This window comes from Streptomyces sp. NPDC001796 (assembly GCF_042892355.1).
In the GTDB taxonomy this organism is placed as follows: domain Bacteria; phylum Actinomycetota; class Actinomycetes; order Streptomycetales; family Streptomycetaceae; genus Streptomyces.
On sequence record NZ_JBIAUC010000012.1, the window covers coordinates 79,977 to 106,578 of the forward strand.

Annotated in this window: 23 protein-coding genes; 12 read left to right on the top strand and 11 right to left on the bottom strand. The window is 72.5% G+C overall.

The window, feature by feature from the left end; genetic code table 11:
• Positions 1–21: 21 nt before the first annotated feature.
• Entirely contained in the window at positions 22–357 is a 336-nt protein-coding gene (locus ACFYZE_RS23665) for a hypothetical protein (RefSeq protein WP_388997448.1), read from the bottom strand.
• Between the two features lie 314 nt (positions 358–671).
• Between ACFYZE_RS23665 and ACFYZE_RS23670 the strand changes: the two genes are divergently transcribed.
• A complete protein-coding gene (locus ACFYZE_RS23670) occupies positions 672–1,478 on the top strand; it encodes an SGNH/GDSL hydrolase family protein (RefSeq protein WP_388997450.1) in 807 nt (268 codons plus the stop codon).
• A 39-nt stretch (positions 1,479–1,517) separates the two neighbouring features.
• Here the strand turns inward: ACFYZE_RS23670 and ACFYZE_RS23675 are convergent, their stop codons facing one another.
• The 4 genes from ACFYZE_RS23675 to ACFYZE_RS23690 form a co-directional block, all read right to left on the bottom strand.
• Positions 1,518–3,119: a serine/threonine-protein kinase gene (locus ACFYZE_RS23675; protein WP_388997452.1), complete on the bottom strand. Its 1,602-nt coding sequence runs from the start codon at positions 3,117–3,119 to the stop codon at positions 1,518–1,520.
• Between the two features lie 72 nt (positions 3,120–3,191).
• Positions 3,192–4,781: a sulfite exporter TauE/SafE family protein gene (locus tag ACFYZE_RS23680; RefSeq protein WP_388997454.1), complete on the bottom strand. Its 1,590-nt coding sequence runs from the start codon at positions 4,779–4,781 to the stop codon at positions 3,192–3,194.
• Positions 4,778–6,670 (bottom strand): tetratricopeptide repeat protein, encoded by a 1,893-nt coding sequence (locus tag ACFYZE_RS23685; RefSeq protein ID WP_388997456.1) that lies wholly within the window; start codon positions 6,668–6,670, stop codon positions 4,778–4,780. The genes ACFYZE_RS23680 and ACFYZE_RS23685 overlap by 4 nt, the downstream gene beginning before the upstream one ends.
• Before the next feature lie 103 nt (positions 6,671–6,773).
• Positions 6,774–8,297: a DUF4331 domain-containing protein gene (locus ACFYZE_RS23690; protein WP_388997458.1), complete on the bottom strand. Its 1,524-nt coding sequence runs from the start codon at positions 8,295–8,297 to the stop codon at positions 6,774–6,776.
• A 205-nt stretch (positions 8,298–8,502) separates the two neighbouring features.
• Here ACFYZE_RS23690 and ACFYZE_RS23695 point away from each other — a divergent pair, with 205 nt between their 5' ends.
• The 3 genes from ACFYZE_RS23695 (at position 8,503) to ACFYZE_RS23705 (ending at position 10,262) form a co-directional block, all read left to right on the top strand.
• Positions 8,503–9,045, top strand: a complete 543-nt coding sequence (locus ACFYZE_RS23695; protein WP_388997743.1) for a sigma-70 family RNA polymerase sigma factor — start codon at positions 8,503–8,505, stop codon at positions 9,043–9,045.
• Complete coding sequence (locus ACFYZE_RS23700; RefSeq protein ID WP_388997460.1) at positions 9,042–9,866, top strand: anti-sigma factor domain-containing protein; 825 nt, start codon at positions 9,042–9,044, stop codon at positions 9,864–9,866. The genes ACFYZE_RS23695 and ACFYZE_RS23700 overlap by 4 nt, the downstream gene beginning before the upstream one ends.
• Positions 9,867–9,992: 126 nt before the next feature.
• Complete coding sequence (locus tag ACFYZE_RS23705; RefSeq protein ID WP_103845391.1) at positions 9,993–10,262, top strand: hypothetical protein; 270 nt, start codon at positions 9,993–9,995, stop codon at positions 10,260–10,262.
• A gap of 30 nt (positions 10,263–10,292) precedes the next feature.
• Here the strand turns inward: ACFYZE_RS23705 and ACFYZE_RS23710 are convergent, their stop codons facing one another.
• The 3 genes from ACFYZE_RS23710 to ACFYZE_RS23720 are packed head-to-tail and all read right to left on the bottom strand — an operon-like array spanning position 10,293 to position 13,254.
• Positions 10,293–11,489: a CaiB/BaiF CoA transferase family protein gene (locus ACFYZE_RS23710; protein ID WP_388997463.1), complete on the bottom strand. Its 1,197-nt coding sequence runs from the start codon at positions 11,487–11,489 to the stop codon at positions 10,293–10,295.
• Positions 11,490–11,533: 44 nt separating this feature from the next.
• Positions 11,534–12,313 carry an ABC transporter permease gene (locus ACFYZE_RS23715; protein WP_388997466.1) on the bottom strand — a complete coding sequence of 260 codons (780 nt, stop codon included), beginning with the start codon at positions 12,311–12,313 and terminating at the stop codon, positions 11,534–11,536.
• Positions 12,310–13,254 carry an ATP-binding cassette domain-containing protein gene (locus ACFYZE_RS23720; RefSeq protein WP_388997468.1) on the bottom strand — a complete coding sequence of 315 codons (945 nt, stop codon included), beginning with the start codon at positions 13,252–13,254 and terminating at the stop codon, positions 12,310–12,312. The genes ACFYZE_RS23715 and ACFYZE_RS23720 overlap by 4 nt, the downstream gene beginning before the upstream one ends.
• Positions 13,255–13,317: 63 nt before the next feature.
• Between ACFYZE_RS23720 and ACFYZE_RS23725 the strand changes: the two genes are divergently transcribed.
• On the top strand, positions 13,318–14,028 hold the full coding sequence (locus tag ACFYZE_RS23725; RefSeq protein ID WP_388997471.1) for a TetR/AcrR family transcriptional regulator C-terminal domain-containing protein: 711 nt from the start codon (positions 13,318–13,320) through the stop codon (positions 14,026–14,028).
• A gap of 40 nt (positions 14,029–14,068) precedes the next feature.
• Here ACFYZE_RS23725 and ACFYZE_RS23730 read toward each other — a convergent pair whose 3' ends face one another.
• The 3 genes from ACFYZE_RS23730 to hmgA are packed head-to-tail and all read right to left on the bottom strand — an operon-like array spanning position 14,069 to position 17,334.
• A complete protein-coding gene (locus ACFYZE_RS23730; RefSeq protein ID WP_388997474.1) occupies positions 14,069–15,229 on the bottom strand; it encodes a type ISP restriction/modification enzyme in 1,161 nt (386 codons plus the stop codon).
• A gap of 12 nt (positions 15,230–15,241) precedes the next feature.
• Entirely contained in the window at positions 15,242–15,991 is a 750-nt protein-coding gene (locus ACFYZE_RS23735) for a GntR family transcriptional regulator (protein WP_388997477.1), read from the bottom strand.
• Between the two features lie 26 nt (positions 15,992–16,017).
• Complete coding sequence (hmgA, locus tag ACFYZE_RS23740; protein ID WP_388997479.1) at positions 16,018–17,334, bottom strand: homogentisate 1,2-dioxygenase; 1,317 nt, start codon at positions 17,332–17,334, stop codon at positions 16,018–16,020.
• Between the two features lie 181 nt (positions 17,335–17,515).
• On the opposite strand from hmgA, the gene ACFYZE_RS23745 reads away from it, so the two are divergent.
• From ACFYZE_RS23745 to ACFYZE_RS23775, 7 genes are all read left to right on the top strand, one after another.
• The gene (locus ACFYZE_RS23745) at positions 17,516–18,079 is read left to right on the top strand and encodes a hypothetical protein (RefSeq protein ID WP_388997481.1); all 564 of its coding nucleotides are present in this window, start codon (positions 17,516–17,518) and stop codon (positions 18,077–18,079) included.
• Between the two features lie 111 nt (positions 18,080–18,190).
• Entirely contained in the window at positions 18,191–18,811 is a 621-nt protein-coding gene (locus ACFYZE_RS23750; protein WP_388997745.1) for a TetR family transcriptional regulator, read from the top strand.
• A 123-nt stretch (positions 18,812–18,934) separates the two neighbouring features.
• Complete coding sequence (locus ACFYZE_RS23755; protein WP_388997484.1) at positions 18,935–21,175, top strand: molybdopterin oxidoreductase family protein; 2,241 nt, start codon at positions 18,935–18,937, stop codon at positions 21,173–21,175.
• Positions 21,176–21,298: 123 nt separating this feature from the next.
• Entirely contained in the window at positions 21,299–22,711 is a 1,413-nt protein-coding gene (locus tag ACFYZE_RS23760) for a CitMHS family transporter (RefSeq protein ID WP_388997487.1), read from the top strand.
• 21 nt (positions 22,712–22,732) lie between these two features.
• Positions 22,733–23,953: an MFS transporter gene (locus tag ACFYZE_RS23765; RefSeq protein WP_388997490.1), complete on the top strand. Its 1,221-nt coding sequence runs from the start codon at positions 22,733–22,735 to the stop codon at positions 23,951–23,953.
• A gap of 141 nt (positions 23,954–24,094) precedes the next feature.
• Entirely contained in the window at positions 24,095–25,492 is a 1,398-nt protein-coding gene (locus tag ACFYZE_RS23770; protein WP_388997493.1) for an aldehyde dehydrogenase family protein, read from the top strand.
• A 5-nt stretch (positions 25,493–25,497) separates the two neighbouring features.
• Positions 25,498–26,583 (top strand): Zn-dependent alcohol dehydrogenase, encoded by a 1,086-nt coding sequence (locus ACFYZE_RS23775; RefSeq protein ID WP_388997748.1) that lies wholly within the window; start codon positions 25,498–25,500, stop codon positions 26,581–26,583.
• Positions 26,584–26,602 lie beyond the last annotated feature (19 nt).

Sequence of the window (26,602 nt, forward strand, 5' to 3'; positions counted from 1 at the left end):
GGGCGTTGCCCGCCCACGTCCTCAGCTCCGATCTCGTGCCGCGCGACCGCGGTGGCGCCGTGCCAGGACCGGCAGGAGGACCAGGGCGCTGATCAGGGTCACCGCCACGATCCCGCCGGTGACGGACCACCGGTGCACCGCCAGCATGCCCTGGGCGACCAGCAGGTCGATCGCGATCGCTCCCGCCACGGACACCACCGTGCGGGGACCGGGTTTCAGCCCCCTCAGGGCGGATCCCACGGCCGTCGCCGGCGCGGCGAGCAGGAAGAACAGGGTGAACGGTCCGCGCAGCGGTGAGTCGGAGCCGCACAGCGCGAGGATGGCGCCGACCGCCGCGACCGTGACGGCCGCGCCCACGAGCAGCGGAAGCAGGTCCCTCCCCGGACCCTGCCCCGGCCACCCGTCTCTCTCCGGTGAAGGTGGCTTGATACCTAAGGTCTGCATTGGCGACTTTGCCCCCCGAAGCGCCGGATGCCGGGCTTCAATGTCGCGCAGTGAGCGGGAGGGCGTCAAGATGCGAAAACCGCCCGCGCAGGTTCTCGGCCCGCTTCAAACATCCGTTCTGTGGGGGTGAATCGGGCTGACCCGAAAAGTCTTGGCATGGACACTTCCTGTCAACACGCGTAGCTGCTATGCCGGTTGTGGCAGAGATCCTGCTAAAGGGAGGTTCCATGAGACGTTCCCGATATGCGTCCTTTATGAGTTCGCTCCTCCTCGCCCTCGGCCTCGTCCTCACCGGGGCCGCCGCGGCGCAGGCGTCCCCCCTCGCCGCGGCCACCGGGTATGTGGCACTCGGCGACTCCTACTCCTCGGGCGTCGGAGCCGGCAGCTACATCAGCTCCAGCGGCGACTGCGACCGCAGCACGAAGGCCTATCCGTATCTGTGGCAGGCCGCCCACGCACCCGCATCGTTCAGCTTCATGGCCTGCTCCGGTGCCAAGACCACCGATGTGCTGAACAATCAGCTCGGCACCCTCAACGCCTCCACCGGGCTCGTCTCGATCACCATCGGCGGCAATGACGCGGGCTTCTCCGACGTCATGACGACCTGTGTGCTCCAGTCCGACAGCGCCTGTCTCTCCCGGATCGCCACGGCGAAGGCGTACGTCGACTCGACCCTGCCCGGCCGACTGGACGCCGTCTACTCGGCGATCCGCACCAAGGCCCCCTCGGCCCATGTGGTCGTGCTGGGCTACCCCCGCTTCTACCAGCTCGGCACGACCTGCCTCGGACTCTCCGGAACCAAGCGGTCGGCGATCAACGGCGCCGCCGACTACATCGACGCCGCCATCGCCAAGCGCGCCGCCGACCACGGCTTCACCTTCGGCGACGTCCGCCCCACCTTCAGCGCCCACGAGATCTGCTCGGGCGACTCCTGGCTGCACAGCGTCGACTGGCTGAACATCGGCCAGTCGTACCACCCGACCGCGGCCGGCCAGTCAGGCGGCTATCTGCCGGTGCTCACCGGCGCGGCCTGACGGCCACGAACCTCACGAAGAACCCGACGGCCACGAACCTCACGAAGAAGAGGGGGAGGCCCCGCCCGATGGGGTCTCCGCCTCACAGGTCACCGAGAACGGCACCGACTCGGACGTGACCCCGACCGGACTGCGCACCTCCACGCCGATCGCGTTCCGCACGGAACCGCCCTCCTCGTACGTGGTGACGATGACCTGCCGCTGCTTGGTCTTCGCGTCACCCGCCGCGAACGACAGCGTCTTCCAGCCCGGGTCAGAGACCTGCCCCGTCTTCGTGACCCAGCGGTAGGACACATCGACCGGAACGCTGCCCACGGTGAACGTCGCCGTGAACGCGGGCGCCTCGGCGTCCGGCGGCGGACAGGCCCCCGCGTAGTCGGTGTGCGTGCCCCTGACCGTCACCTGGACCGACTGGGTGGCCGGACTCGTCGTACGGCTGCCCCCGCTGCCGCCGCCGGCCGAGGTCCCACGGGTCGGGGAAGCGGCCCGCGACGTGCTCACCTCCGGGCTGCTCGTGGGCCCGCTGCTGACCGTGCCGCCCTGCGTGGCCCCGCTGTTGGTACCGCTCGTGCCGTTCCGGTTCACCAGCGCGTACGTCAGCCCCGCAACCGCCAGGACGAGCGCGGCCAGTCCCGCGGCCAGCACGATGCCGGTCCGGCGGTTGCGGGGCGGCGGCTCGGACGGAGCGGCGTACGCGGGTGCGGGCGCGGGCCGGGTGGCGGCCGGCGGCGGGAGCGGGGCGGTGGGCGGCTCCGCCGTACCCGGGAACGCCGCGACCGTCGGCGTGTAAGCGGCGGCACCCGTGCGCGGGGTGCCGCCCGCCGCGATGATCCGCAGGTCCCGCTCGGCCCGGTCGGCCGGGATCCGCTCGGCCGGGTCCTTGCGCAGCAGTCCCTCGATCACCGGAGCCAGCGGGCCCGCGCGGCGCGGCGGCGGCAGCTCCTCGTCGACGACCGCGCGGAGCGTGCTCAGCGGAGTGTCGTGCCGGAACGGCGAGTTGCCCTCGACCGCCGCGTACAACAGCACACCGAGCGACCACAGATCGGACTCCGGTCCGGGAGTGCGCCCGAGCGCCCGCTCCGGAGCGAGGAACTCGGGGGAGCCGATGACCTCGCCGGTCATGGTCAGCGCGGAACTGCCCTCGACCATGGCGATACCGAAGTCCGTGAGCACCACGCGGCCGTCGTTCGCCAGCAGTACGTTGGCCGGTTTCACATCGCGGTGCAGCACCCCGGCGGCGTGCGCGGCGCGCAGGGCCGCCAGCACCTCGGCGCCGATGTGCGCGGTGCGCTGCGGGGAGAGGGGGCCCTCCGCGTCCAGCAGGTCCGACAGGGCGATGCCGCGGACCAGTTCCATCACGATCCAGGGGCGGCCGTCCTGGTGGGCCACGTCGTAGACCGTCACCACGTTCCGGTTCGCCACCCGGGCCGCCGCCCAGGCCTCCCGCTCCAGCCGGGTGTACATGCGCTGGACCTCGGGCGAGGGGAGCCCGGCCGGTGCGCGCACCTCCTTGACGGCGACCTCGCGGTGCAGGACCTCGTCACGGGCCCGCCAGACCGTCCCCATGCCGCCCTGGCCCAGGGGGGACAGCAGACGGTAGCGCCCGGCGATCACACGTTCACTGCCCGGTTCTTCGGACACGGGCCGTCCCCCATTCGCATCCGCGCGATGTATCCACGTATCCACTCCGCGTGATTTCTCCCCAAAAGTAGCTCAACCGAGTGCGGATGCCGCCCCCTTGAACACCAGTCCGGCGCCCAGGGCGAGGACCACGAAGGCGGATCCGAGGGGTGCGGTCCTGCGCACCAGGGCGGCCGCGGGGTTCCGGGTCCAGCGCGGGCGCCGGTCCAGGAGGCGGTTCATCCCGCTGCCCAGCTTGACCACGGCGAACCCCGCCGCGGTCAGCGTCAGGGCGAGCCCGACGCCGTACGCGACGACGAGCAGCAGCCCGAACCAGGCCTGGCCGAGCGCGGCGGCACCGACGAGGACGACGACGGCGGAGGGACTGGGGACCAGCCCGCCGGCGAAGCCGAGGAGGATCGTGCCGCGGAGGGTGGGGGCGGTGGGGTGGGTGTGGGGGATGCCGCCGTGGGAGTGGGTGGGGAGGTGTTCGTGACTGTGACCGTGATCGTGGCCGTGTGCGGGATGTTCGTGCTCGTGGTCGTGCTCGTGCTCATCGGGGTGTCCGTCGTCGTGTGCATGCGCGTGCCCGTGGCCGTGCGCGTGTCCGTGGTCGTGCGTGTGCCCGTGCCCGTGCCCGTGGGTGTGGCCACGGTTGCGCCAGGCCCGGCGTACGAGGGACGCGCCCGCCAGGGTGACCAGGACTCCGCTCGCCATCCCCAGCCAGGCGATCACCGACGGAGCCGCCGCCGAACCGGCCGTGACCAGCAGGCCGAGGGCGACCACGCCCAGGGTGTGGGTGACCGTCACCGACGCGGCCAGCGGAAGCACGTCCCGGAGCCCGGCCCGGCCCCCGCGGGCGGCCGCCGTCGCCGCCATCAGGGTCTTGCCGTGGCCCGGCGCGAGAGCGTGCATCGCGCCGAGGCCGATGGCGACGACCAGGGCGAGGGCGGCGAATCCGAGCGTGAGGTGGTGGCGGGCGACCAGGTTGTCCAGGGCGCGCGTCCAGCGGTCCGCGCCGCGCGGAAGGATCGAGGCGGCGGGCGCGTCCCGCTGGTCCCCGGCCAGGGCGGGGCCTCCCGGGCGCACCCGGAGCGAGGCCTCGACCGTGTCGGCCGGTGAGGAGAGCAACTCCTTGGGATAGCTGGTCAGTTCGTGGGACACGGACGTCTTCGGCACGTCGGACGCGGTCAGGGTCATACGGTCGCCGCGCGCGGTGACCTCGCTCCAGCCGGGCCCGGTGGCGACGCCCGCGCTGTGGAAGCCGACGGCGAGGGCGTCGCCCTTGGGCAGCGGTGCGGTCAGCCGGCACTCCAGGCGCAGGGTGTTGAGCCCCGCCTGCCCGGGCCGCAGCTGGGCGCGGCTGGTTCGGACGCTCAGCGGGGCCGGGTGTCCGCCGACGGTGAGCGTGCTGCCCTCGGCGGCCTTCGCGCAGCGCTGACGGGCCCATGCGGTCAGGCCGAGCCTGGTGATGTCGGGCCTTGCCTGGGTCGCTGGGATCTCGGCGAGGTCCTCGACGTGGTCGACGCGCATCTGCCCGGGCGCGGCGACCAGGCCGTCGTAGCGGTTGACGGTGAAGTTGCCGAGCGGGTGGGCGCTCGCGGCGGAGGCGGGGCCGAGGACGAGCGCGCACAGGGCCGTGAGGAGGGCCGCGCCACAGGCGGCGGTACGACGGGTGTTCACCGCATCGCCTCCAGGGCCTTACGGGCCTCGCGCGCGCCCAGCGGGGAGAAGCCGGGGTTCAGCTCGAGCGCGGCGGTGAGGGAGGCGCGGGCCTGGCCGGTGTCACCGGTGGCGCGCTCGATCATGCCGCGGTGGTAGAGGAAGGCCGCGTTGCGGTAGCCGGTGGCCGTGGCCTGACGGGCGTACGGAAGGGCTTCCTGGTCGCGGCCGTTGACGTGCAGGGCCCAGGCGAGGGCGTCGGCGGTGTGCACGGTGTGGCGGCGTGCCCACTCGGCACGGGCGGCCTTCAGCGCGGCCGCGCGGTCGCCGTGGTCGGCGGCGGCGAGAGCGGTGTCGAGGTCGGCGTCGACCCCGTTGGCGCGGGCCAGGGAGACCCAGGCGTCGACGAGGGCGTACTGGTCGCGGGCCTTGGCCGGGTCACCGGACGTGCCGCGCGCCTCGTACAACTCTCCCAGCTCCACGAGCGGCTGGGGCAGCGGATAGCGCTCCACGACCTGCTCCATGCCGCGCACCGCACCGGCCGTGTCGCCCCGGGCGGCCTGGGCACGGGCGCGGCCCTCGAGGGCGGGGAGGTAGGTGTCGTCGGCGGCGAGGGCGCGGGCGTAGAAGTCGAGGGCGGTCTCGTACTGGCCCTGGCTCCAGGCGAGCTGACCGAGCGCGGTGGCGACGTACGCGGTGTCGCCACGAGAGGTGGCCGTGTCCAGTGCCTGCTCCAGGACGCGGCGGGCGGTGCCCACGTCGCCGCGCAGCTCGTGGACGTAGGCGTAGCGGGTGAAGACGGGGACGCCCGGGTGGCGGGAGTCGGCCAGGTCGGCGGCCTTCGAGGCGTCGCCGTAGCGGCCGAGTTCGACGAGGGCGTCGATACGGGAGCACAGGGCGCGCTCGCTGTAGGGGTTCTGCCGCAGGGCCTGCTCCGCGTAGTCCAGGGCGCCGGTGAAGTCGTGCCGGGCGGCCGCGAGGGCGGCGCGGCCGGCGAGCGCGGCGTCGTTGCCGGGCCGGACCCGCAGCGATCGCTCCAGCGCGCGCTCGGCCTGCGGATAGCGGGAGGGGTCGCCCTTGGTCCGGGCCTGCTCGACGTAGGCGAGGCCGAGGGTGGCCCAGCTGCCGTAGTCGCGGGGCTGGGCGCGGAGGTGAGCCTGCAGCGCCCGGATGCCGCCGTCGAGATCGCCGCCGGCCAGGAGCTCGGGCGACACCCCGCCGGGCGTCGAGGCGACAGGCACGGTACCGCTGTCCCGCAGTGCCCCGACGACCACGGCCCCGGCGGTGAGCGCGACGGCCAGGGAGGCGGCACAGACCGCGAGCTGCACACCCCGCCACCGCCGCCCGGCGGCGGAGAACCGCCGCACAGCGGCGACCCGCTCATCGGCTGGGCCGGGGGACTCCGCTGTCGCGGCAACCGGTGCATCGGTCGCCTCACCGTCAGCCTCAGTCGCATCGGCCTCGGTGACCTCGGTGATCTCGGTGACCTCGACCTCGGTGGCCCGGGTGACCTCCGTGACCTTGGTGGCCTCGCCGGCCTCCGGCCCCTCGGCCGGCGGCGAAGGTGCCGTCCGTCCGCCGCCCTGCGTGTCGGCCGATGCCTGCTCCTCGGGTGTCGGCTCGGCCGAACGGGCCCCGCAGGCCGCCTCCTCGGCCTTCGGCGTGGCCGACCCGGTGACCGCAGCGCCGTCCCGGGCGGAGTCGGCCGCCGGGGTCCGAGCCGGGTGCGGGGCGTCGGCGCGTTCGTCCGGCGCGTCGGCGCCCCCGGCGCCGAAGGCACGCTCCCAGGCCTCCCTGACGGCCTTCTCGGACCCGGTCTCCGCGGTGCGGAGCGTCGGCCTCCCGGGGGCCGCCTCTTCACGGTCGCCGTGGCCGGTCTCCGGGGCGTTGTCGTTCGTACGCGGGGACATGCCCTCTCCTCGATCTGCTGGGCGGAAAACGGGGTGGCGCGGCCCGCGCCGTGGGGGACGGGGAAGTGCGGGCCGCGCCGGTTCGGGGGACGGCGACCGGCCGTCAGTACGCGCGGTAGCGGGTGCGGCGGCGCCACCACATCAGGGCCGTGCCGATCAGCAGGACCCCCACGACGCCACCGGCGGCGGACGTCGCGACCAGCGTGGTGTTCGTGCCGGCACCCGTCGCCTGCAGTCCGTCACCCAGCTGGTTGCGCACGTTGTTGCCGGTGCCCTTCGCCAGCGGGCCGCGCGACCCGGACGTCGGCTGGGCGAGGTACGGGAAGGAGTGCCCGAACTTCTGGTCGTTCTCGTCGACACCGTCGCCCAGGTCGTTCTTGGAGCCGACCAGCTCGCCCTCCACGACCTGCAGCGCCTCGTCGATCACGTCGTCGGTGAGCCGGCGCCCGTTCGGGAAGCCCGCGTTGTCGCCGTCCAGCACGCCCAGCCGCTTAGGGCTGGCGCTCGGTTTGATCGAGGTGTTGAGCCGCAGCTCCTCCGCCGGCCGCACGTACGGCGGCTGGTTGAGGCCCTTCACGCCCTTGAGGAACACGTCCACGAGGTCGTTGCGCGGCTCCGACGGCGCCTTGATCTTGTAGATCGCCTCGATGAGCTTCGGCAGCTCCGGGTTCGTCACGTTCTTCAGGAACTGCGCGTCGTCGTACGGCGAGGACGCGTTGAACTTGTCCTTGTCCTTCTGCGGGTTGACCACCTCGTTGACCAGCGGGTTGCCGAGGCGCGAGACCTGCGACCAGTGCCCGCGCGCGTCCTTGCGCTGGACGGTTCCCCAGATTCCGACGACCGGCTGGTACGACGACTCGCGGATCAGGTGGTTCGGCACCTGCAGCGCCAGGGAGTTGACGTTGTAGCCCTTGAGGGTGTCGTTCCCGACCTCCGAGAGGTTCCCGCCGTACAGCAGGTCGAAGACCCGCAGGTCCGCGAAGAACGGGTCGTCGGCCTGCCCGGCGAAGGTCGTCGCCCCGCCCGCGAGCTTGTACACCGCCTCGTCGCGCAGCTTGCCGTAGTCCGGCATCGACGCCTTGCCGACGTTCGACGGGGCGACCGGCACGTTGTCCGCGATCCTCGTCTTCGACACGAGCTTCTGCTTGTGCAGCTTGACCAGATCGATGTCGTAGGTCTGAGTGACGTTCAGGTCGGGGTCCTTGAGGCTGTCGACCGGACCTGTGTTGTAGAGGAAGGTGTTCTTGTTCTTGACGTGCGTCTTGAACGTGTAGCGGAAGATCAGGTCGCTCTGCGCGTCACCGTTGTTGTCGACGTGGAGGTCGTACTGCGCGTCCTCCGCGAACGTGTAGAAGTTCGGACCGCCCGCCGGTTCCTCGAACGGGACGAAGTTCGCGATGATCGTCGTCGTGTCCGGCTTGTCCGGGCTGACGAACGCGTACAGGTCGGTGTTGTCGTACTGCGGCTGCCCCGAGATCAGCGGGGCCTCCCGGTGGGAGGAGGCGGAGGCCGCCCCCGGTTCCAGCGCGGTCACGCCGGCGGCTGCGAGCCCGCCGGCGGCCAGCGCACCACAGATGAGGGTCGCGATCCCCCTACGACCCACGCCGCTCCTGGAGATAGGTGTCATGCCGTCCGTCCTCAGTGCCAACTTGCCTGACGCACAGGGATACGGAGCGATCGCCCGGACGGCTTGGTCGGATCCCGAAAAACTTTTCCTGCCTGCTCGACCCGCGTTTCGGACCCGCTGATCCGTATCCCTTCCGAAGGGGAGTCAGCAGCGAACGCCCAGTGGAGCGAGCATGCCGTGCACGGCGTCGGTGAGGGGGGTACGAGTGGAGGCGGACGAACTTCTGGTGCTCGTGGCCGGAGGCGACCAGAAGGCCTTCGAGGAGCTGTACGGACTGGTGTCAGGGCCGGTGTTCGGACTGGTCCGCCGGGTCCTGCGGGATCCGGCGCAGTCGGAGGAGGTGGCGCAGGAGGTGCTGCTCGAACTGTGGCGCTCCGCCCCCAAGTTCGACCCCCGTCGCGGCAGTGCCCTGTCGTGGATCCTCACCCTCACCCACCGCCGTGCCGTCGACCGGGTGCGCAGCGCCCGTGCGGCCGGCGAGCGCGAGCAGCGCGAGGCCCGGCGCGCCCACCATCCCGCCTTCGACCAGGTCGCCGAGGAGGTGGAGGCCGGTCTGGAACGCGAGTGGGTGCGCCGCTGCCTGGACCGCCTCACCGCGCTGCAACGCCAGTCGGTCACGCTCGCCTACTACGACGGTTACACATACCGTGAGGTGGCCGAGCGGCTCTCACTGCCGCTCGGCACGGTCAAGACGCGGATGCGCGACGGACTCACCCGGCTGCGCCAGTGCCTGGGAGGGGTCGCATGAGCATCCTCGGCCGACTGCTGCGCCGTGAGGACCTCCACTCCCTGGCCGCGCCCTATGCCCTGGACGCCCTCGAGCCCGCCGAACGCCTCCGCTTCGAGAGGCATCTGAAGGGCTGTGACCGCTGCGCCGCCGAGGTGCGGGACCTGTCCGAGGACGCGGTGCGGCTCGCCTGGTCGACCACGGCCCTGGCCCCGCCCGGCCTGCGCGACCGGGTCCTGACCGCCGTACGGAACACCCCGCAGGACCCCGCGCCCGCGCAGGGAGCGTCCGGCGTCCACGAACCGCATCTGCCGCCGCACGTCTGGGGCACGGCGCCACCGCCGCCGCGCACCCGTGCGCCGCGGCTGCGCCCCCTGTTCGCCCCGCTGGCCACCGCCACGGCCGCGGCGGCCCTCGTCGTCGCAGCGCTCTTCGCCGTGCAGGCCGCGCGGACGCAGGACCGACTCGACGCCGAGCGCGCCGAGGCACGTGAGATCGCACACGTTCTCGCCGCACCGGACGCCCGTGCCACCAGCGACCGGGATGCCAGGGGCCGAGGAATCGGAGTGATCGCCTCCGCATCCGAGGGGCGCGCCGTCGTCACCCTCCGCGGACTGGGTGCACCGCCCAGCGGCCGTGTGCACCAGCTCTGGCTGATGCGCCCGGGCGTGCAACCGCGCTCCCTCGGGCTCTTCGACGGCGACACGCCCCTGATCGCGAGCGGCCTGACCAAGTCGGCGACGTCACTCGCCGTGACCGTCGAACCCGACGGAGGGTCACCTCAGCCCACCGGCCAGCCGGTTGTCCAACTCGCCCTGCACTCCATCGGTTTCGGAGGGTAGTCGTCAACGGTTCGTCAACGCCCTTATGGGGAAGGTGAATCCTGTGCCCGCGATACACGCGTGCCACGAGAGAGCGATAGGGTTACTCTGCCCGGGCCGGGTGGACTCGTACGGGTGGGGAGTGACATGGAACAGATAACAGTGCGCAGCAGGGCCAGGATCCCTGCGATCACCTGCGGGAGCAGCGCGACCAGTTCGCGCCTCGACCGCCATCTCTCGGTGCTGGCCGGCCCCGCCGTCCCGCAGCGCGAGGCGGCCGAGGCGACCTCGCTGATGCGTGAGCTCACCGCGCGTGACGCCGCGCACGGCCGTAGCGGCAGGGGCGGACGCATGAGCGGTGTGTCGCTCTTCGCACCGCTGCGCCGGCTGCGTCGTTCGCTGTTCGGCGGGCGCTGAGCGTCACCCGCGTTCCCTCAAGGCCCGCGCTCAGGCCGTCACACCGTCCCGGCGCAGCGCTGCGATCTCCTCGTCCGTCATCCCCACGGCATGCAGCAGCGCCTCGGTGTGCTCCCCGAGCGCGGGCACGTCCCCCATCCGCGCCTCCGTACCGCCCGGCAGCGTGATCGGCGGCAGCAGTGCCCGCAGCGGCCCCACCGGTGTCCCCACTTCCCGCCACCGCTCCCGGGCCGCCAGCTGAGGGTGCTCCGCCACCTCGTACAGGTCCCTCAAGCGGGCGCAGGCGATGCCCGCGCCCTCCAGCCGGGTCATCGCCTCGTCGGCGTCCAGCGCGCCCAGCGCCTTGCCGACGAGCGCGTCCGTGCGGTCCCGGTGAGTGACCCGCGCCGCGTTCGTGGCGTACGCCGGATCGTCCGCCAGCTCCGGCTGCCCGAGCACCTGTTCGGCGAGCCGCCGCCACTCCCGGTCGTTCTGCACGGACAGCAGCACGCGCCCGCCGTCCGCCGTCGGATAGGCGTCGTAGGGCGCGATGACCGCGTGCGCGAGGCCGGTACGCGCCGGGGGAGTGCCGTCGTGCATCGCGTGGTGCAGCGGATGCCCCATCCACTCCGCGAGAGCCTCCAGCATCGAGACCTCCACCGGCCCACCGCGCCCGGTGGTGCCCCGCCGCACGAGCGCCGCGAGCACCCCCGAGAACGCGTACATGGCCGCCGCGATGTCGGCCGCCGGGATCCCCGCCTTGACCGGCTGCTCCGGCGTGCCGGTCACCGACACCAGTCCCGCCTCGCACTGCACGAGCATGTCGTAGGCCCGCTTGTCCGCGTACGGCCCCGACGCCCCGTATCCCGAGATGTCCACGGCGACCAGTCGTGGATGTGCGGCGCACAGTGTGGCCGCGTCCAGGCCGAGCCGGGCCGCCGCCCCCTGTGCGAGGTTCTGCACGAACACGTCCGCGTCCGCGATCAGCCGCCGTACGACGTCCAGTCCGCGCGGGTCCTTCAGATCCAGGACGATCGACTCCTTGCCGCGGTTGCACCACACGAAGTGGGAGGCGAGGCCGCGGGCGGCGGTGTCGTAGCCGCGCGCGAAGTCGCCGCCGTCGACCCGCTCGACCTTGATGACCCGGGCACCGAGATCGGCGAGCTGGCGGGTCGCGAAGGGCGCCGAGACGGCCTGTTCGACGGCGACGACGGTGATGCCCTCAAGGGGCAGCGGCAGACGGTCCATGGGCGGGATCATGACCCGCCGGCGGCGTCCTTGTCAGCAGGCGGTCACCGGGGCCGCGCGTACCGGCGGACGGCGAGCGGCGCGAACACCACGATCAGCACCGCGCACCAGGCGAGCGCTCCGGCGACGGGATGCGCCACCGGCCAGGCAGCGTCCCGGGGCACGGGCGCGTTCCCGAAGAGGTCCCGCAAGGCCGTGGTGACCGCGCTGATCGGGTTCCACTCGACCAGGGTGCGCAGCCAGCCGGGCATGCCCTCGGCGGGGATGTACGCGGTGGACAGCAGCGGCAGCACGAAGGTCGTGCTGGCCAGCTGGCCGGCCGCCTCCTCGTTCCGGGGCAGCAGCCCGAGGAGGATCCCGGCCCAGGTACAGGCGAACCGGAACAGCAGCAGCAGGGCGAGCGCGCCCGCCGCCCGGGCCGCCGATCCCTCGACGCGCCAGCCCACCGCGAGGCCGACCAGCAGCAGCGGCACCGTGCCGACCGCCGAGACGACCAGGTCCGCGACCGCCTGCCCGAGCGGTACGGCCGCCCGGCTCACCGGCAGCGTGCGCAGACGGTCCATCACGCCCCGGTGCGCGTCCTGGGAGGCCTGGAGCATCCCCGTGGTCACCCCGCCCGCGGCCGTGGCCGTCAGCAGCCCCGGGACCAGGAAGGACCGGTACTGCCCGCCGGGCATCGCGACCGCGCTGCCGAAGACGTACCCGAAGAACAGCAGCATGGTGATCGGCATCGTCTGGGTGAGGACCACCAGGCCCGGGTTGTTGCGGATCCGCTTCAGCTGACGTCCCAGCATCGCGGTGCCGTCGTACGCCAGTGTGCTCATGCCGCCGGCTCCTTGCTGTTCGTGAGGCGGAGGAAGACGTCGTCGAGGGTCGGCGGCCTCAGGCTCGCGTCGAGCAGCGGCACGCCCGCCGTGTCGAGTGCGCGCACCAGGCGGGGCAGGGTGAGCGTCGGGTCCCGGGTGACGGCGCCGACGGCGCCTCGCTCGCGGTCCAGCGACGGCTCGGCCCCGGTCAGCCGGTCGAGGACGCCCGCCGCCTTCTCGATCAGGTCCGTGTCCATGACGACGACCTCCGCGTACACCCCGATGAGCGCCTTGAGCTCGGCCGGTGAGCCGGTGTGAGCGACCTGCCCCCGGTCCACCAGGGCGATGCTGTCGGCGAGTTGGTCGGCCTCCTCCAGGTACTGCGTGGTGAGCAGGACCGTCGTGCCCTCGGCGGTGAGAGCGCGCACGGCGTCCCAGATGCGGTTGCGGCTGGCGGGGTCCAGGCCCGTGGTGGGCTCGTCCAGGAAGAGCACGTCGGGTCGGCGCACCAGGCTCGCCGCCAGGTCCAGTCGCCGCCGCATGCCGCCCGAGTAGCCGGACGCCGGCCGGTCGGCGGCCTCGGTGAGCCCGAACCGCTCCAGCAGCTCGTCGGCCCGCGCCGTCGCGTCCCGGACCCGGTGCAGCCGGGCGAACAGCCGCAGGTTCTGCCGCCCGGTCAGGTCCCCGTCGACCGAGGTGTCCTGCCCGGTCACGCCGATCCTTCGGCGTACGGCCGCGGGCTCGCGCACCAGGTCGTGCCCCGCCACCCGGGCCGACCCGGCGTCCGGGTGCAGCAGTGTGGTCAGCAGCCGTACGGCCGTCGTCTTGCCCGCCCCGTTCGGCCCCAGCACCCCGCAGACCGTCCCCTCGGGGACCGCGAGGTCGAGGCCGCGCAGGGCGTGCACCTGCCCGAACCGCTTCCTCAGGCCCTCACTAAGTACAGTGTACGTAGTAGTCATGCTTCGACCATAGCGCACTACGTACGCCGTACGTAACTACGATGGTGGACGAGGTGATGAACGATGGCGGGCCGAGCGGCCGAACCCGAAGTGATCTGGGCGCGCCCCGAGCGCACGGGCCGAGGTCCCAAGCCCGGGTACAGCCGGGCCGACATCGCGGCCGCCGCCGTGCGGATCGCGGACGCCGAGGGGCTGGACGCGGTCTCGATGCGGCGCGTCGCAGCGGAGCTGGGCTGCGGCACGATGTCGCTGTACAACTACGTCCCCCGCAAGGAGGACCTGTACGAGCTGATGATGGACGCCGTCAGCGGTGAGCACGAGCTGTGGGAGCCGTCGGGGGACTGGCGCGCGGACATGCTGAGGGTCGCCCACCAGACCCGTGCGCTGATGCACCGCCATCCCTGGCTGCCGGGCCTGCTGTCCCCGGTGTACGGGTTCAGTCCGAACGCCCTGCGCTACCTGGAACACTGCCTTGCCTGCCTGGACCCGGTAGCGGTGCCCTCCGGCACGAAGATGGAACTGATCGCGATGATCAACGCCGTCGTGGCCATGCACGCGGCGACCGAGCTGTCCACCGCGGAACGCACCCGGTCACTGCCGTGGTCCGCGGATCAGGAGCATGCGGTAAGGACCGCTTATCTCGGGGAGCAGTTGGCGAGCGGCGCCTATCCGCGGATGGCGGCGGCCCTCGCCGAGTATTCCGGGCCCGTTGACCTGGAGGCCGCGTTCGAACGGACGCTGGGAAGGGTTCTCGACGCCTTCGATCCGGCCTGATCCAAACGAAAGACCCTGGTGCCGGAGCACTGAAGCAGCACTAGATCAGCGCGAACTGCCCCTCCGGGCCCTCCTCGTGGTGGTCCAGCACGGAGGCCGTGCGGCGTGCCGCCTCCGGTACCGGCAGGAGCCCCGCCTCGCGCAGTTCGGTGGCCGTGATGGGCGCCGTGATGTTCAACTGCTCCTGCTGCGGCCGTACTTCCGCCAGCAGGGCCAGGATCGTGATCAGCTCCAGCAGCTCCGACGTCCAGTTCTGCGGCCAGGTCGCGGGGCGGATCGCCGTCAGCGCGCCCGGCACTCCCTCCGCCGTACGGGCGGCGAACCACTGTTCCAGCACCCGGACACCGGCCACCTCGAAGTCCCACGCCTCCGGCGGTACCGGGGAGATGCGGCCCTCGTCGACGTGCAGGGTCTCCTCGTCACGGTCGTAGTGGAGGCTCAGGGGCCGAGAGGGGAGCGGGGCGCGGACGTAGGGGCGACGACCGCCCGGGAGTTTCGGGCGGTCGCCGTCGCGGCGCATCAGCCACAGCATGCGGTGGCCCAGCTCGACGCCCCGGATCCAGAGGCCGGGGTCCGCGGTGAGGGGGACGGTGAGACCGGGGCGCACGGTCGCGACGATCCAGGCCAGGACGTCCACAGGGGCGGGGGAGCGGCCCAGGCGGGACGCCAGGTGCTCCAGGAGGCCGGGGGTGAGGTTGGGTTCCCCGGCCCCGGGGCGGCGGTACAGCGGGCGGATGCGGCCGGGTCGGACCAGCGGCAGGAGCGACGTCGCGAGCAGGAGGGGGCCGCCCGCGTCCGTGGCCGTCTCCACGGCGAAGATCTGGTGCTCGTCCGCCACCCGCCACAGTTCCGGCCGGGCGGCGTCGATCAGCCGGTGGTCGGGGATCAGCCACTGCTCGTCGAAGGGGGCCAGCAGGACGCGTATCGGCTCCGAACAGGGTCCCGATGCGCGCGACAGCTTCTCCGTGCCGCTCGTCTGGCCGGGCAGCCGGCCGACCGCCGAGTGCAGGGTGCGCGAGCGCGTCGGCTCGAACAGAGCCTCCCGGTCGGGACCGTCGGCCTTCATCAGGGCGTCCCAGCGGGCCTTGAGGGACGCCGCGTCGGGCGCCGAGGGCCAGGCACGGCCCGGCCGCGGGGATGCGACGGACCACGGCATGAGGTCCGCGAGCAGCGGAGCGTCGTCGTGCGTCACGCTGGGCATCGTACGACGTGGTCAGGTGGCCTCGAGGGTGACCGTGAAGGAGAAACGGTCCCCCCGGTAGTGGATGACGGCCACGTCCAGCGCGCGCCCGTCGCCGTCGTAGGTCACTCCCGTGTAGTGCAGGATCGGGCTGAGCAGCGGGACCTGGAGGAGCTGGGCCGTCTCCGGGTCGGCGAGCCGGGCCTCCACGGTGTCCGTGATGCGGCTGATGTCGGCGCCCACGACGTCCCGCAGCACCTTGGTCATAGGCCAGCGCACCAGGTCGTCCAGGTCGATGCGCTCGGCCAGTTCGGGGCGTACGTAGTTGCGGGCGTGGTTGGTGGGCTCACCCGTCTTCTCGTCGCTGCGCAGCCGGTGGTACGTCGCGACCTCGGCCAGATCCGGGAAGTGCTCGGCGAGTTCGCCGGGCACCGGGCGCGCGCCGTGGTCGAGCAGTTCCGTCGTCATGCCGGACTGCTGGGCGACGATCGCGTCCACCGAGCCCAGCAGCCGCACGGGGGCTCCCCTTTGCGCGCTGGGCTCGATGAACGTGCCGCGCCGGCGGTGGCGCGTGATCAGTCCCTCGTCCTCCAGCTCCTTCAACGCCTGCCGCATGGTCAGCACGCTGACCCCGTAGTGCCCCGCCAGCTGCTCCTCGGTGGGCAGGCGCAGCGGATCCCCGGGCGAGCGGCCGAGTATCGAGGCACGCAGCGACTGCGACACCTGGTACCAGAGCGGCAGCTTGCGGTTCAGGACGATCGAGTCGGGCGCGAAGGAGGTCACGGGCCATCCGTACCGGTAGGGAATCCTCAGGGCAAGGGGTGGAAGTGGCGTTCGAGGCCCTGCCACACGTCGTCATACCCGCGTTGCAGGTGCTCCGCCCGGGCGGCCTGCGGGGTGAGGGTCACCGGCCAGCGCGTCTCGAACATGAACGCCAGCCCGTCGTCGATCTTCTGCGGCTTGAGCTCGGCCGCGCTCGCCCTCTCGAACGTCTCGCGGTCCGGGCCGTGCGCCGACATCATGTTGTGCAGCGAGCCGCCGCCCGGCACGAAGCCCTCCGCTTTCGCGTCGTAGGCGCCCTCGACCAGGCCCATGTACTCGCTCATCACGTTCCGGTGGAAGTACGGCGGCCGGAACGTGTCCTCGCCCACCAGCCAGCGCGGCGCGAAGACCACGAAGTCGACGCCCGCCAGTCCGGGGGTGTCGGACGGGGACGTGAGCACCGTGAAGATGGACGGGTCCGGGTGGTCGTACGAGATGGTCCCGAGCACATTGAAACGGCGCAGGTCGTAGATGTACGGCACATGGTTGCCGTGCCAGGCGACGACGTCGAGCGGTGAGTGGTCGTAGGTGGCCGTCCAGAGGTTTCCGCAGAACTTGTTCACCACCTCCACCGGACCCTCGACGTCCTCGTACGCGGCGACCGGCGCCCGGAAGTCCCTCGCGTTCGCGAGGCCGTTGGCGCCGATCGGGCCGAGGTCGGGGAGGCGGAAGGGTGCGCCGTAGTTCTCGCACACATAGCCGCGCGCCGACTCATCAAGCAACTCCACACGGAATCGCACCCCGCGCGGGATCAGCGCCACATGACCGGGCTCCCCGTGCATCATCCCGAACTCGGTGTGCAGCAGCAGCCCACCGCGTTCCGGAACGATCAGGAGTTCGCCGTCCGCGTCGCTGAACACCCGTTCCATGGAGGCGTTGGCGTGGTAGAGGTGCACGGCCATGCCGGTGCGCTGGGTGGCGTCGCCGTTGCCGCCGAGGGTCCACAGGCCCGCGAGGAAGTCGGTCCCCGCCGGGGGCTCCGGCAGCGGGTTCCAGCGCAGCCGGTTGGGGTCGGGCACCGACTCGGTGAACGGGGCCGTGCGGATCGTGCCGTTGTCCGTGCGGGTGAACGCCGGGTGCGCCGCCGAGGGGCGGATCCGGTACAGCCACGAGCGGCGGTTGTGCGCCCTCGGCTCGGTGAACGCCGTACCGCTCAGCTGCTCCGCGTACAGCCCGAGTGGGGCGCGCTGCGGCGAGTTGCGGCCCTCGGGCAGGGCGCCCGGGACCGCCTCCGAGCTGTGCTCGTTGCCGAACCCGGAGAGATAGGACAACCCCTCCGCGATCTTCCTCGCGTCCCCGCTCATCACCGCTCCCTCGTCGCTGATTCCTATGCTTCACCGTAGGATTCGGTGGACGGGTGCGCAAGGGGGAGGGGCGGAGCGGAGGCGGAGATGAGGGCGGAGGCCGAGTGCAACTGGCGGGGGACGCGAGAACCCGACTTCAGGGGGATCCGGCCGGCCGGGAGGGCGCAATACGCTCTCCGGCATGTCGTGGACGCGCGGACTGCTCGTCGCGCTCGCGGTGGGTGCCCTGCTCGGCGGCTCGGCGGGCTGCGCCTCCAGCGAGGCGCACGAGCGGAAGGGTGAGGTGCCGGCCTCACCGGTGGGCAAGGTACTGGACGGCACGGACGAGGGAGGGCGGCACTACCGTGAGATCGACAAGAAGAGCGCGCCCCAGGTGGCGGTCGAGGTGCAGCCGGCCTCGGGTGGCGCCTGGGACGTGCGGCTGACGGTCCGTCACTTCCGCTTCTCCCCTCCCGGTGTGCGCCCGGTGGCCGTGGCCGGCCGCGGTACGGCGCGGCTCTACCTGGACGGCCACGCCCTCACCCGGCTGCGCACCCCCGACTACCACCTGCCCGGCCGGCTGGTCCCGCGCGGCACGCACCACGTCACGGTCCGGCTGTACGCGGACGACCAGACGGTGTGGGCGGTGCACGGCAAGCCGGTGGAGAGCACGGCGGACATCACGGTGTCCGGGACGGAGGAGGCGCCGAGCCCGGCGTCCGGGACGGCGCAGACGCCGAGCCCGGCGTCCGGCGCGGAGGGGTAGGCGCCGGGCTCCGCGAGCAGCGGATGGACTCCGCGCACGCCCGATGAGTGCAGAGGTCACCGATTCCCGTACAGAGAAGCGAGGTTCACCTGCACCCGGCGGAAAGGCATGATGAGGCCCGTGCCCCAAGCGACATCGCTGCGCCGCGCGCCCGTCCAGCGCCGTAGCGCCGAACGACTGACCAGAATCCTCGACGCCTGCGCCGACCTGCTCGACGAGGTCGGTTACGACGCCCTCAGCACCCGGGCCGTGGCCCTGCGCGCGGGAGTCCCCATAGGCTCCGTCTACCGCTTCTTCGGCAACAAGCGGGCCATGGTCGACGCCCTGGCCGAACGCAACCTCGAGCGCTACACCGAGCGCGTCACCCACCGCCTGGCCGAGGCGAAGGGCGAGGGCGGCTGGCGCGCCGCCATGGACGCCATGCTCGACGAGTACCTCGACATGAAGCGCACGGCGCCCGGCTTCTCCCTCGTCGACTTCGGCAACCAGATCCCGGTCGGCGCCCGCTACGCCGAACCGAACCACCGCGTCGCCGACCGCCTGACCGAACTGCTGTCGGCGTACCTCGGCCGAGAACCGGACGAAGCCCTGCGCCGCACGCTGCTGATCGCGGTGGAAACCGCGGACACCCTGGTCCACCTGGCCTTCCGGGTGTCTCCCGAAGGAGACGAGGAGATCATCGCGGAGATGCGGGAGCTGCTGCGGGCGTACCTGGGGAGGGCGCTCGACTAGCCAGGACCGTGGCGCGCTGTGGTGGGCGTCACCGTGCGGCCCGCGGGCTCCCCAGCGTGCATACCGGTCGGTATGCTCGCCCCGTTCGTGCGTCATCGCCGTCGTCGCCCACCGGGAGGACCCGTGTCCCGCACCGCTCTGCGTATCTGCCCCCTCTGCGAGGCCACCTGCGGGCTGACGCTCACCATCGAGGACACCCGGGTCACCGGCGTGCGCGGCGACCGGGAGGACGTGTTCAGCAAGGGGTTCATCTGCCCGAAGGGCGCCTCGTTCGGGGCCGCCGACTCCGACCCGGACCGGCTGCGCGGGCCCCTGGTGCGCCGGGACGGGGAGTTGCGGGAAGCCACCTGGGAGGAGGCGTTCGACGCCGTCGCAGCGGGGCTGCGGCCGGTCGTCGAACAGTACGGGCCGCACGCGGTCGGCGTCGTCCTGGGCAACCCCAACGTGCACACGATGGCCGGCGGCCTCTACCCGCCCGTCCTGCTCGCCGGTCTCGGCACCCGCAGCGTCTTCACCGCCTCCACGCTGGACCAGATGCCCAAGCACGTCTCCAGCGGGCTCCTGTACGGCGACGCGAACGCCATCCCCGTGCCCGACCTCGACCGCACCGACCACCTGCTGCTCATCGGCGCCAACCCCCTGGAGTCCAACGGCAGTCTGTGCACCGCCCCCGACTTCCCCGGCCGGCTCAAGGCCCTCAAGGCCCGCGGCGGCACCCTCACCGTGATCGATCCGCGCCGCACCCGCACCGCCCGGCTCGCCGACCGGCACGTCGCCGTCCGCCCCGGCACCGACGCGCTGCTGCTCGCGGCGATGGCGCGCGTCCTGTTCGACGAAGAGCTCGTCGACCTCCGGGAGCTCGCTCCGCACGTCCAGGGAGTCGACGACCTGGCTGCGGCAATACGCGTCTTCACCCCCGAGGCCGTCGCGGCGGCGTGCGATGTCGACGCGGGCACCATCCGCACTCTCGCCCGGGAGCTCGCCGCCGCCCCCGCCGCCGCCGTCTACGGCCGCATCGGCAGCTGCACCGTCCCGCACGGCACCCTCGCCAGCTGGCTCGTCGACGTCCTGAACATCCTCACCGGCAACCTCGACCGGCCCGGCGGCGCCCTCTTCCCGCTGTCGGCCACCGACAGGACGCCCCGTCCCGCCGGACCCGGCCGCGGCTTCGCGCTCGGCCGCTGGCACTCGCGGGTGCGCCGGCACCCCGAGGCCAAGGGCGAGCTGCCGATCTCCGCGCTCGCCGAGGAGATGGACACCGTCACGGACGAGGGCGTCCCGATCCGCGCCGTCGTGGCGATCGCCGCCAACCCCGTGCTCTCCGCCCCGGACGGCGACCGCCTCGACAAGGCGCTCGGCTCACTCGACTTCATGGTCAGCGTGGACCCGTATCTGAACGAGACCTCGCGCCACGCGCACGTCGTGCTGCCGCCGCCCCCGCCCTCCCAGGCACCGCACTTCGACTTCGCCTTCAACACCCTCGCCGTGCGCAACCAGGTCCGCTACACCCGCGCGGCCGTCCCGCTGGAGCCCGGCCGCATGGCGGAGACCGAGATCCTCGCGCGGCTGATCCTCGCCGCGACCGGCATGCACGGTGCCGACCCGTCCGCCGTCGACGACCTCGTCATCGGCCAGACCCTCGGCAAGGCCGTCACCGAGGCCCACTCGCCCGTCTGCGGCCGGGACCCCAAGGAGCTTGCCGGGCAGCTCAGCGGCGACAGCGGCCCCGAGCGGCGGCTCGACATGATGCTGCGCCTCGGCCCCTACGGCGACGGGTTCGGCGCCCGGCCCGACGGGCTCTGTCTCGAGAAGCTGCTCGCCCACCCGCACGGCATCGACCTCGGCCCCCTCCAGCCCCGGCTGCCGCAGCCGCTGAAGACGGTCAGCGGCAAGGTCGAGCTGCTGCCGGAGCCCATCGCGGACGACCTGCCGCGCCTTGAGCAGGCACTGAGCGAGCGCGCCGAGGGGCTCGTCCTCGTGGGGCGGCGCCATCTGCGGTCCAACAACAGCTGGCTGCACAACGTGCCCGCCCTCACCGGCGGCTCCAACCGCTGCACCCTGCACATCCACCCCGAGGACGCCGAGCGGCTCGGACTCCTCGACGGCGATCCCGTACGGGTCAAGGGCGCCGGGGGAGCGGTCACCGCGCCCGTGGAGATCACCGACGGCATCCGGCCCGGTGTCGTCAGCCTTCCGCACGGCTGGGGCCACGACCGGCCCGGCACCCGGATGAGCCACGCCGCCCTGGACCCCGGCGTGAACGTCAACCAGCTCCTCGACGGCAGTCTGCTCGACCCGCTGTCGGGCAACGCGGTGCTCAACGGCGTGCCCGTCGAGCTCGCGCCGCTCCCCGCACCACGCTGACCTGGAATTTTGCGCTTATTGCTCGCACGTCAACTACTTGTTAACCGTTCTTTACGCGACCTAACGTCAACGCACCCCCGGCCCCCGTGGGGGTGTTCAAGGGCGAACGTTAGGTATCCACTCATGCTGACCATCCTCGGCTTCGCCATGATCGCGACCTTCCTGGTCCTGATCATGATGAAGAAGATGTCGCCGATCGCGGCGCTCGTGCTGATCCCCGCGCTGTTCTGCGTGTTCGTCGGCAAGGGCGCCAAGCTCGGTGACTACGTCATCGACGGCGTCACCGGCCTCGCGCCCACCGCCGCGATGCTGATGTTCGCGATCGTCTACTTCGGTGTGATGATCGACGTCGGCCTCTTCGACCCGATCGTGCGGGGCATCCTGCGCTTCTGCAAGGCCGACCCGCTCCGCATCGTCGTCGGCACGGCGGTCCTCGCCGCGATCGTCTCCCTCGACGGCGACGGCTCGACCACCTTCATGATCACGGTCTCGGCGATGTACCCGCTGTACAAGCGCCTGAAGATGAGCCTGGTCGTGATGACCGGTGTCGCCGCGATGGCCAACGGCGTGATGAACACCCTGCCGTGGGGCGGTCCCACCGCCCGCGCCGCGACCGCGCTGAAGCTGGACGCAAGCGACATCTTCGTGCCGATGATCCCCGCCCTCGCCGTCGGCCTGCTGGGCGTCTTCGCCCTCGCGTACGTCCTCGGCCGGCGCGAGCGCAAGCGCCTCGGCACGCTGACGCTGGACGAGGTCCTCGAGCCGCAGGAGGCCGAGACCGTGCTCGTCGGGGCGGGCCGCTTTGGCGGCGACACCGGCAAGGGACGCACGGCCACCGGCGCCTCCGGCTCCGGCACGGACACCGACGCTCCCGAGCCCGCCGCCGAGGACGGCTTCCAGGGCCTCGACCCCAACCGGCCCACCCTGCGCCCCAAGCTGTACTGGTTCAACGCGTTGCTCACGGTCGCCCTGCTCACCGCCATGATCATGGAGTGGCTGCCGATCCCGGTCCTGTTCCTGCTCGGCGCCGCGCTCGCGCTCACCGTCAACTTCCCGCACATGCCCGACCAGAAGGCCCGCATCGCCGCGCACGCCGAGAACGTCCTCAACGTCTCCGGCATGGTCTTCGCCGCCGCCGTCTTCACCGGCGTCCTGCAGGGTACCGGCATGGTCGAGCACATGGCCAAGTGGCTGGTGAACGACGTCCCGGACGGCATGGGCCCGCACATGGCCCTCGTCACCGGCGTGCTGAGCATCCCCCTCACGTACTTCATGTCCAACGACGGTTTCTACTTCGGCATCCTGCCGGTGCTCACCGAGGCGGGCCAGGCGCACGGCGTGTCCAGCCTGGAGATCGCCCGGGCCTCGCTGGTCGGGCAGCCGCTGCACATGTCCAGCCCGCTGGTGCCCGCCGTCTACGTCCTCGTCGGCATGGCCAAGGTGGAGTTCGGCGACCACACGCGGTTCGTCGTCAAGTGGGCCGCGCTGACATCACTGGTGGTCCTCGGGGCAGGAATCCTGTTCGGCATCATCTGATCACTCGTGGAGGACGTTCTCATGGGGCCCGGTGGGAACCGCGGCTGGCTGCTCCGCCTCGTCATCGCCTTCGGCTTCGCGCAGGGGGCGGTGTCGATGGCCCGGCCCGCCGTGTCCTACCGGGCCCTCGCGCTGGGCGCGGACGAGCGGGCGGTCGGTGTCATCGCCGGTGTGTACGCGCTGCTGCCGCTGTTCGCCGCCGTACCGCTGGGCCGCCGCACGGACCACGGCCGGTGCATGCCGCTGCTGGTGACCGGGGTGGTCCTGATCTCCGGCGGTTGCGCGCTCAGCGGGGCCGCGGGCTCCCTCGCGGCGATGGCCGCGTGGAGCGGTGTGATGGGCCTCGGCCACCTGTGCTTCGTCATCGGCGCCCAGTCGATCGTGGCCCGCCAGTCGGAGCCCCACGAACAGGACCGCAACTTCGGCCACTTCACCATCGGCGCCTCCCTCGGACAACTCGTCGGTCCGATCGCCGCCGGGGCCCTGATCCACGGTCCGGACCGGGCGGCCACCAGCGCGCTCGCCCTGCTGGTGGCGGGCGCGGGCGCCGCGGTCGCGTTCACCTCGCTGTGGCGCATCGAGCGCCGCACGGCCACGACGGCCCCCACCGCGCGCGGCGACCGCGTCCCGCTGCACCGCATCCTGCGCGCCCGCGGCGTACCGGCCGGCATCCTGATCAGCCTCGCCGTGCTGTCCGCCACGGACATCCTCACCGCGTACCTGCCGGTCGTCGGCGACCGTCGCGGCATCGCCCCGGCGGTCGTCGGCCTGCTGCTGAGCCTGCGCGCGGCGGCCACCATCGCCTGCCGTCTCGTCCTCACGCCGCTGCTGCGGCTGCTCGGCCGGGCCCTCCTGCTCGCCCTCACCTGCCTGGTGGCGGCGCTGCTGTGTGCCGGGATCGCGCTGCCGGTGCCGGTATGGGCGCTCGGCGCGATGCTCACCGTGCTCGGATTCTGCCTGGGTGTCGGGCAGCCGCTGTCCATGACGACCGTCGTGCAGGCCGCACCCGACGACGCCCGCTCCACCGCCCTCGCCCTGCGGCTGACCGGCAACCGCCTCGGCCAGGTCGCCGCGCCCGCCGCCGCGGGACTGGTCGCCGGAGTGGCAGGCGTGGCCGCGCCGTTCGTGATGCTGGGCGCGCTGCTGCTGCTCTCCTCCGGGATCGCGCTGCGCTCGCCCGCCGGAGAACCGTACAAGGCGAACCCGTCCGTGCGGCGGGGCGCGGCGGCCGGCCGGACCTGACACCGCCTCCGGACCGTCCCTCACGGCCGACCCGATCCGGGAGACAGGCTCTACGCTGACGTCCCGGAGCCCCCTGGCGCCACAAAACTACCGGCGCTAGTTTGGGGCGCGGACGACGCTGCCCCGCCCGGGAGGAAGACGATGAAGGCACATGACGGCATGTACATCGACGGCGCCTGGCGCCCCGCCGTCGGCGCGGACACCATCGAGGTCGTGAACCCGGCCGACGAGCAGGTCATCGGCCGGGTCCCGGCGGGCACCGCCGAGGACGTCGACGCCGCCGTACGCGCCGCCCGCGCCGCCTTCCCCGACTGGGCCGCCACCGCCCCGGACGAGCGGGCAGCCCGGCTCGCCGCCCTGCGCGACGTGCTCGTCGCCCGGAAGGACGAGATCGCCGAGACCGTGACGGCGGAGCTGGGCTCCCCGCTCCCGTTCTCGCAGAACGTGCAGGTCGGCCTGCCGATCGCGGTCGCGGGATCGTACGCCGAACTGGCCGCCACGCACTCCTTCGAGGAGAAGGTCGGCAACTCCACCGTCTACCAGGAGCCGGTCGGCGTCGTCGGCGCCATCACCCCCTGGAACTACCCCCTCCACCAGATCGTCGCCAAGGTCGCCCCGGCGCTGGCGGCGGGCTGCACGGTCGTCCTCAAGCCGGCCGAGGACACCCCGCTGACCGCCCAGCTCTTCGCGGAGGCCGTCCATGAGGCGGGCGTACCGGCCGGGGTCTTCAACCTGGTCACCGGCCTCGGCCCGGTCGCGGGCCAGGCGCTCGCCGAGCACCCGGGCGTCGACCTGGTCTCCTTCACCGGCTCCACGGCGGTCGGCCGGCGGATCGGCGCCACGGCGGGAGCGGCCGTGAAGAAGGTGGCCCTGGAACTGGGCGGCAAGTCCGCGAACGTCATCCTGCCGAGCGCGGACCTCGCCAAGGCGGTCAACGTGGGCGTCGCGAACGTGATGTCCAACTCCGGCCAGACGTGCAGCGCGTGGACGCGGATGCTGGTGCACCGGGACCGGTACGAGGAGGCGGTCGAGCTCGCCGCGACGGCGGCGGCGAAGTACGGGGACCGCATCGGCCCGGTGGTGAACGCCAGGCAGCAGGCGCGGGTGCGCGATTACATCGAGAAGGGCCTAGCGGAGGGCGCCCGCCTGGTCGCGGGCGGCCCCGAATCCCCCCGGGAACGCGGCTACTTCGTGCAGCCCACCGTCTTCGCCGACGTCACCCCCGAGATGGCGATCGCGCAGGAGGAGATCTTCGGCCCCGTACTGGCGATCCTCCCCTACGAGGACGAGCAGGACGCCCTGCGGATCGCCAACGGCACGGTGTACGGACTGGCCGGCGCGGTATGGGCCGGGGACGACGCGGAAGCGGCCGCGTTCGCGCGGCGCATGGAGACCGGGCAGGTCGACATCAACGGCGGACGCTTCAACCCGCTCGCCCCCTTCGGCGGTTACAAGCAGTCCGGGGTCGGCCGCGAGCTGGGCGCGCACGGCCTCGCCGAGTACCTGCAGACCAAGTCCCTCCAGTTCCAGGAGCGTTGAGCCAGATGGTCGTCCGTGCCGCTGTCCTGCCCGCCGTCGGTGCCCCGCTGGAGGTCACCGGGATCGAACTGCCCGAGCCCGGCCCCGGCCAGGTCCGGATCCGCCTCGCCGCCGCCGGGGTCTGCCACTCCGACCTGTCCCTGTCCAACGGCACCATGCGGGTGCCGGTGCCCGCCGTCCTCGGCCACGAGGGCGCCGGCACGGTGGTGTCGGTGGGGGAGGGCGTCACCCATGTCGCCGCCGGTGACGGAGTGGTCCTCAACTGGGCGCCGTCCTGCGGGAGCTGCCATGCCTGCGCACGGGGCGAGGTGTGGCTGTGCGCCGACGCGCTCACCGGCGCCGGTGCCGTCCATGCCCGCCGCACGGACGACGGCACGGATCTGCACCCCGGTCTGAACGTCGCCGCGTTCGCGGAGGAGACCGTGGTCGCGGCGTCCTGCGTCCTCCCGGCCCCGGACGGCGTGCCGCTGACCGACGCGGCCCTGCTGGGCTGCGCCGTCCTCACCGGATACGGGGCCGTGCACCATGCGGCGAAGGTACGGCCGGGGGAGACGGTCGCGGTGTTCGGCGTCGGCGGGGTGGGACTCGCGACCCTTCAGGCGGCGCGGATCGCGGGGGCCGAGAGGATCGTCGCGGTGGACGTGTCCCCCGTGAAGGAGGAGTTGGCGCGAGGGGCGGGAGCGACGGACTTCCTGCTCGCCTCCGACACCACGCCCCGCGAGATCCGCGGTCTCACCGGCAAGCAGGGCGTCGACGTGGCGGTGGAGTGCGTGGGCCGGGCGGCCACCATCCGCGCCGCCTGGGACTCCACCCGCCGTGGCGGCCGTACGACGGTCGTCGGCATCGGCGGCAAGGACCAGCAGGTCACCTTCAACGCCCTGGAGATCTTCCACTGGGGCCGCACGCTGACGGGCTGCGTCTACGGCAACTCGAACCCGGCCGAGGACCTGCCGGTCCTGGCCGAGCACGTCCGGGCGGGCCGCCTGGACCTGGGCGCGCTGGTGACGGAACGGATCGCGCTGGAGGGCATCCCGGCCGCCTTCGAGAACATGCTGGCGGGCAAGGGCGGCCGGGCGCTGGTGGTGTTCTGAAGCCCTGTGTTCGTCCTGT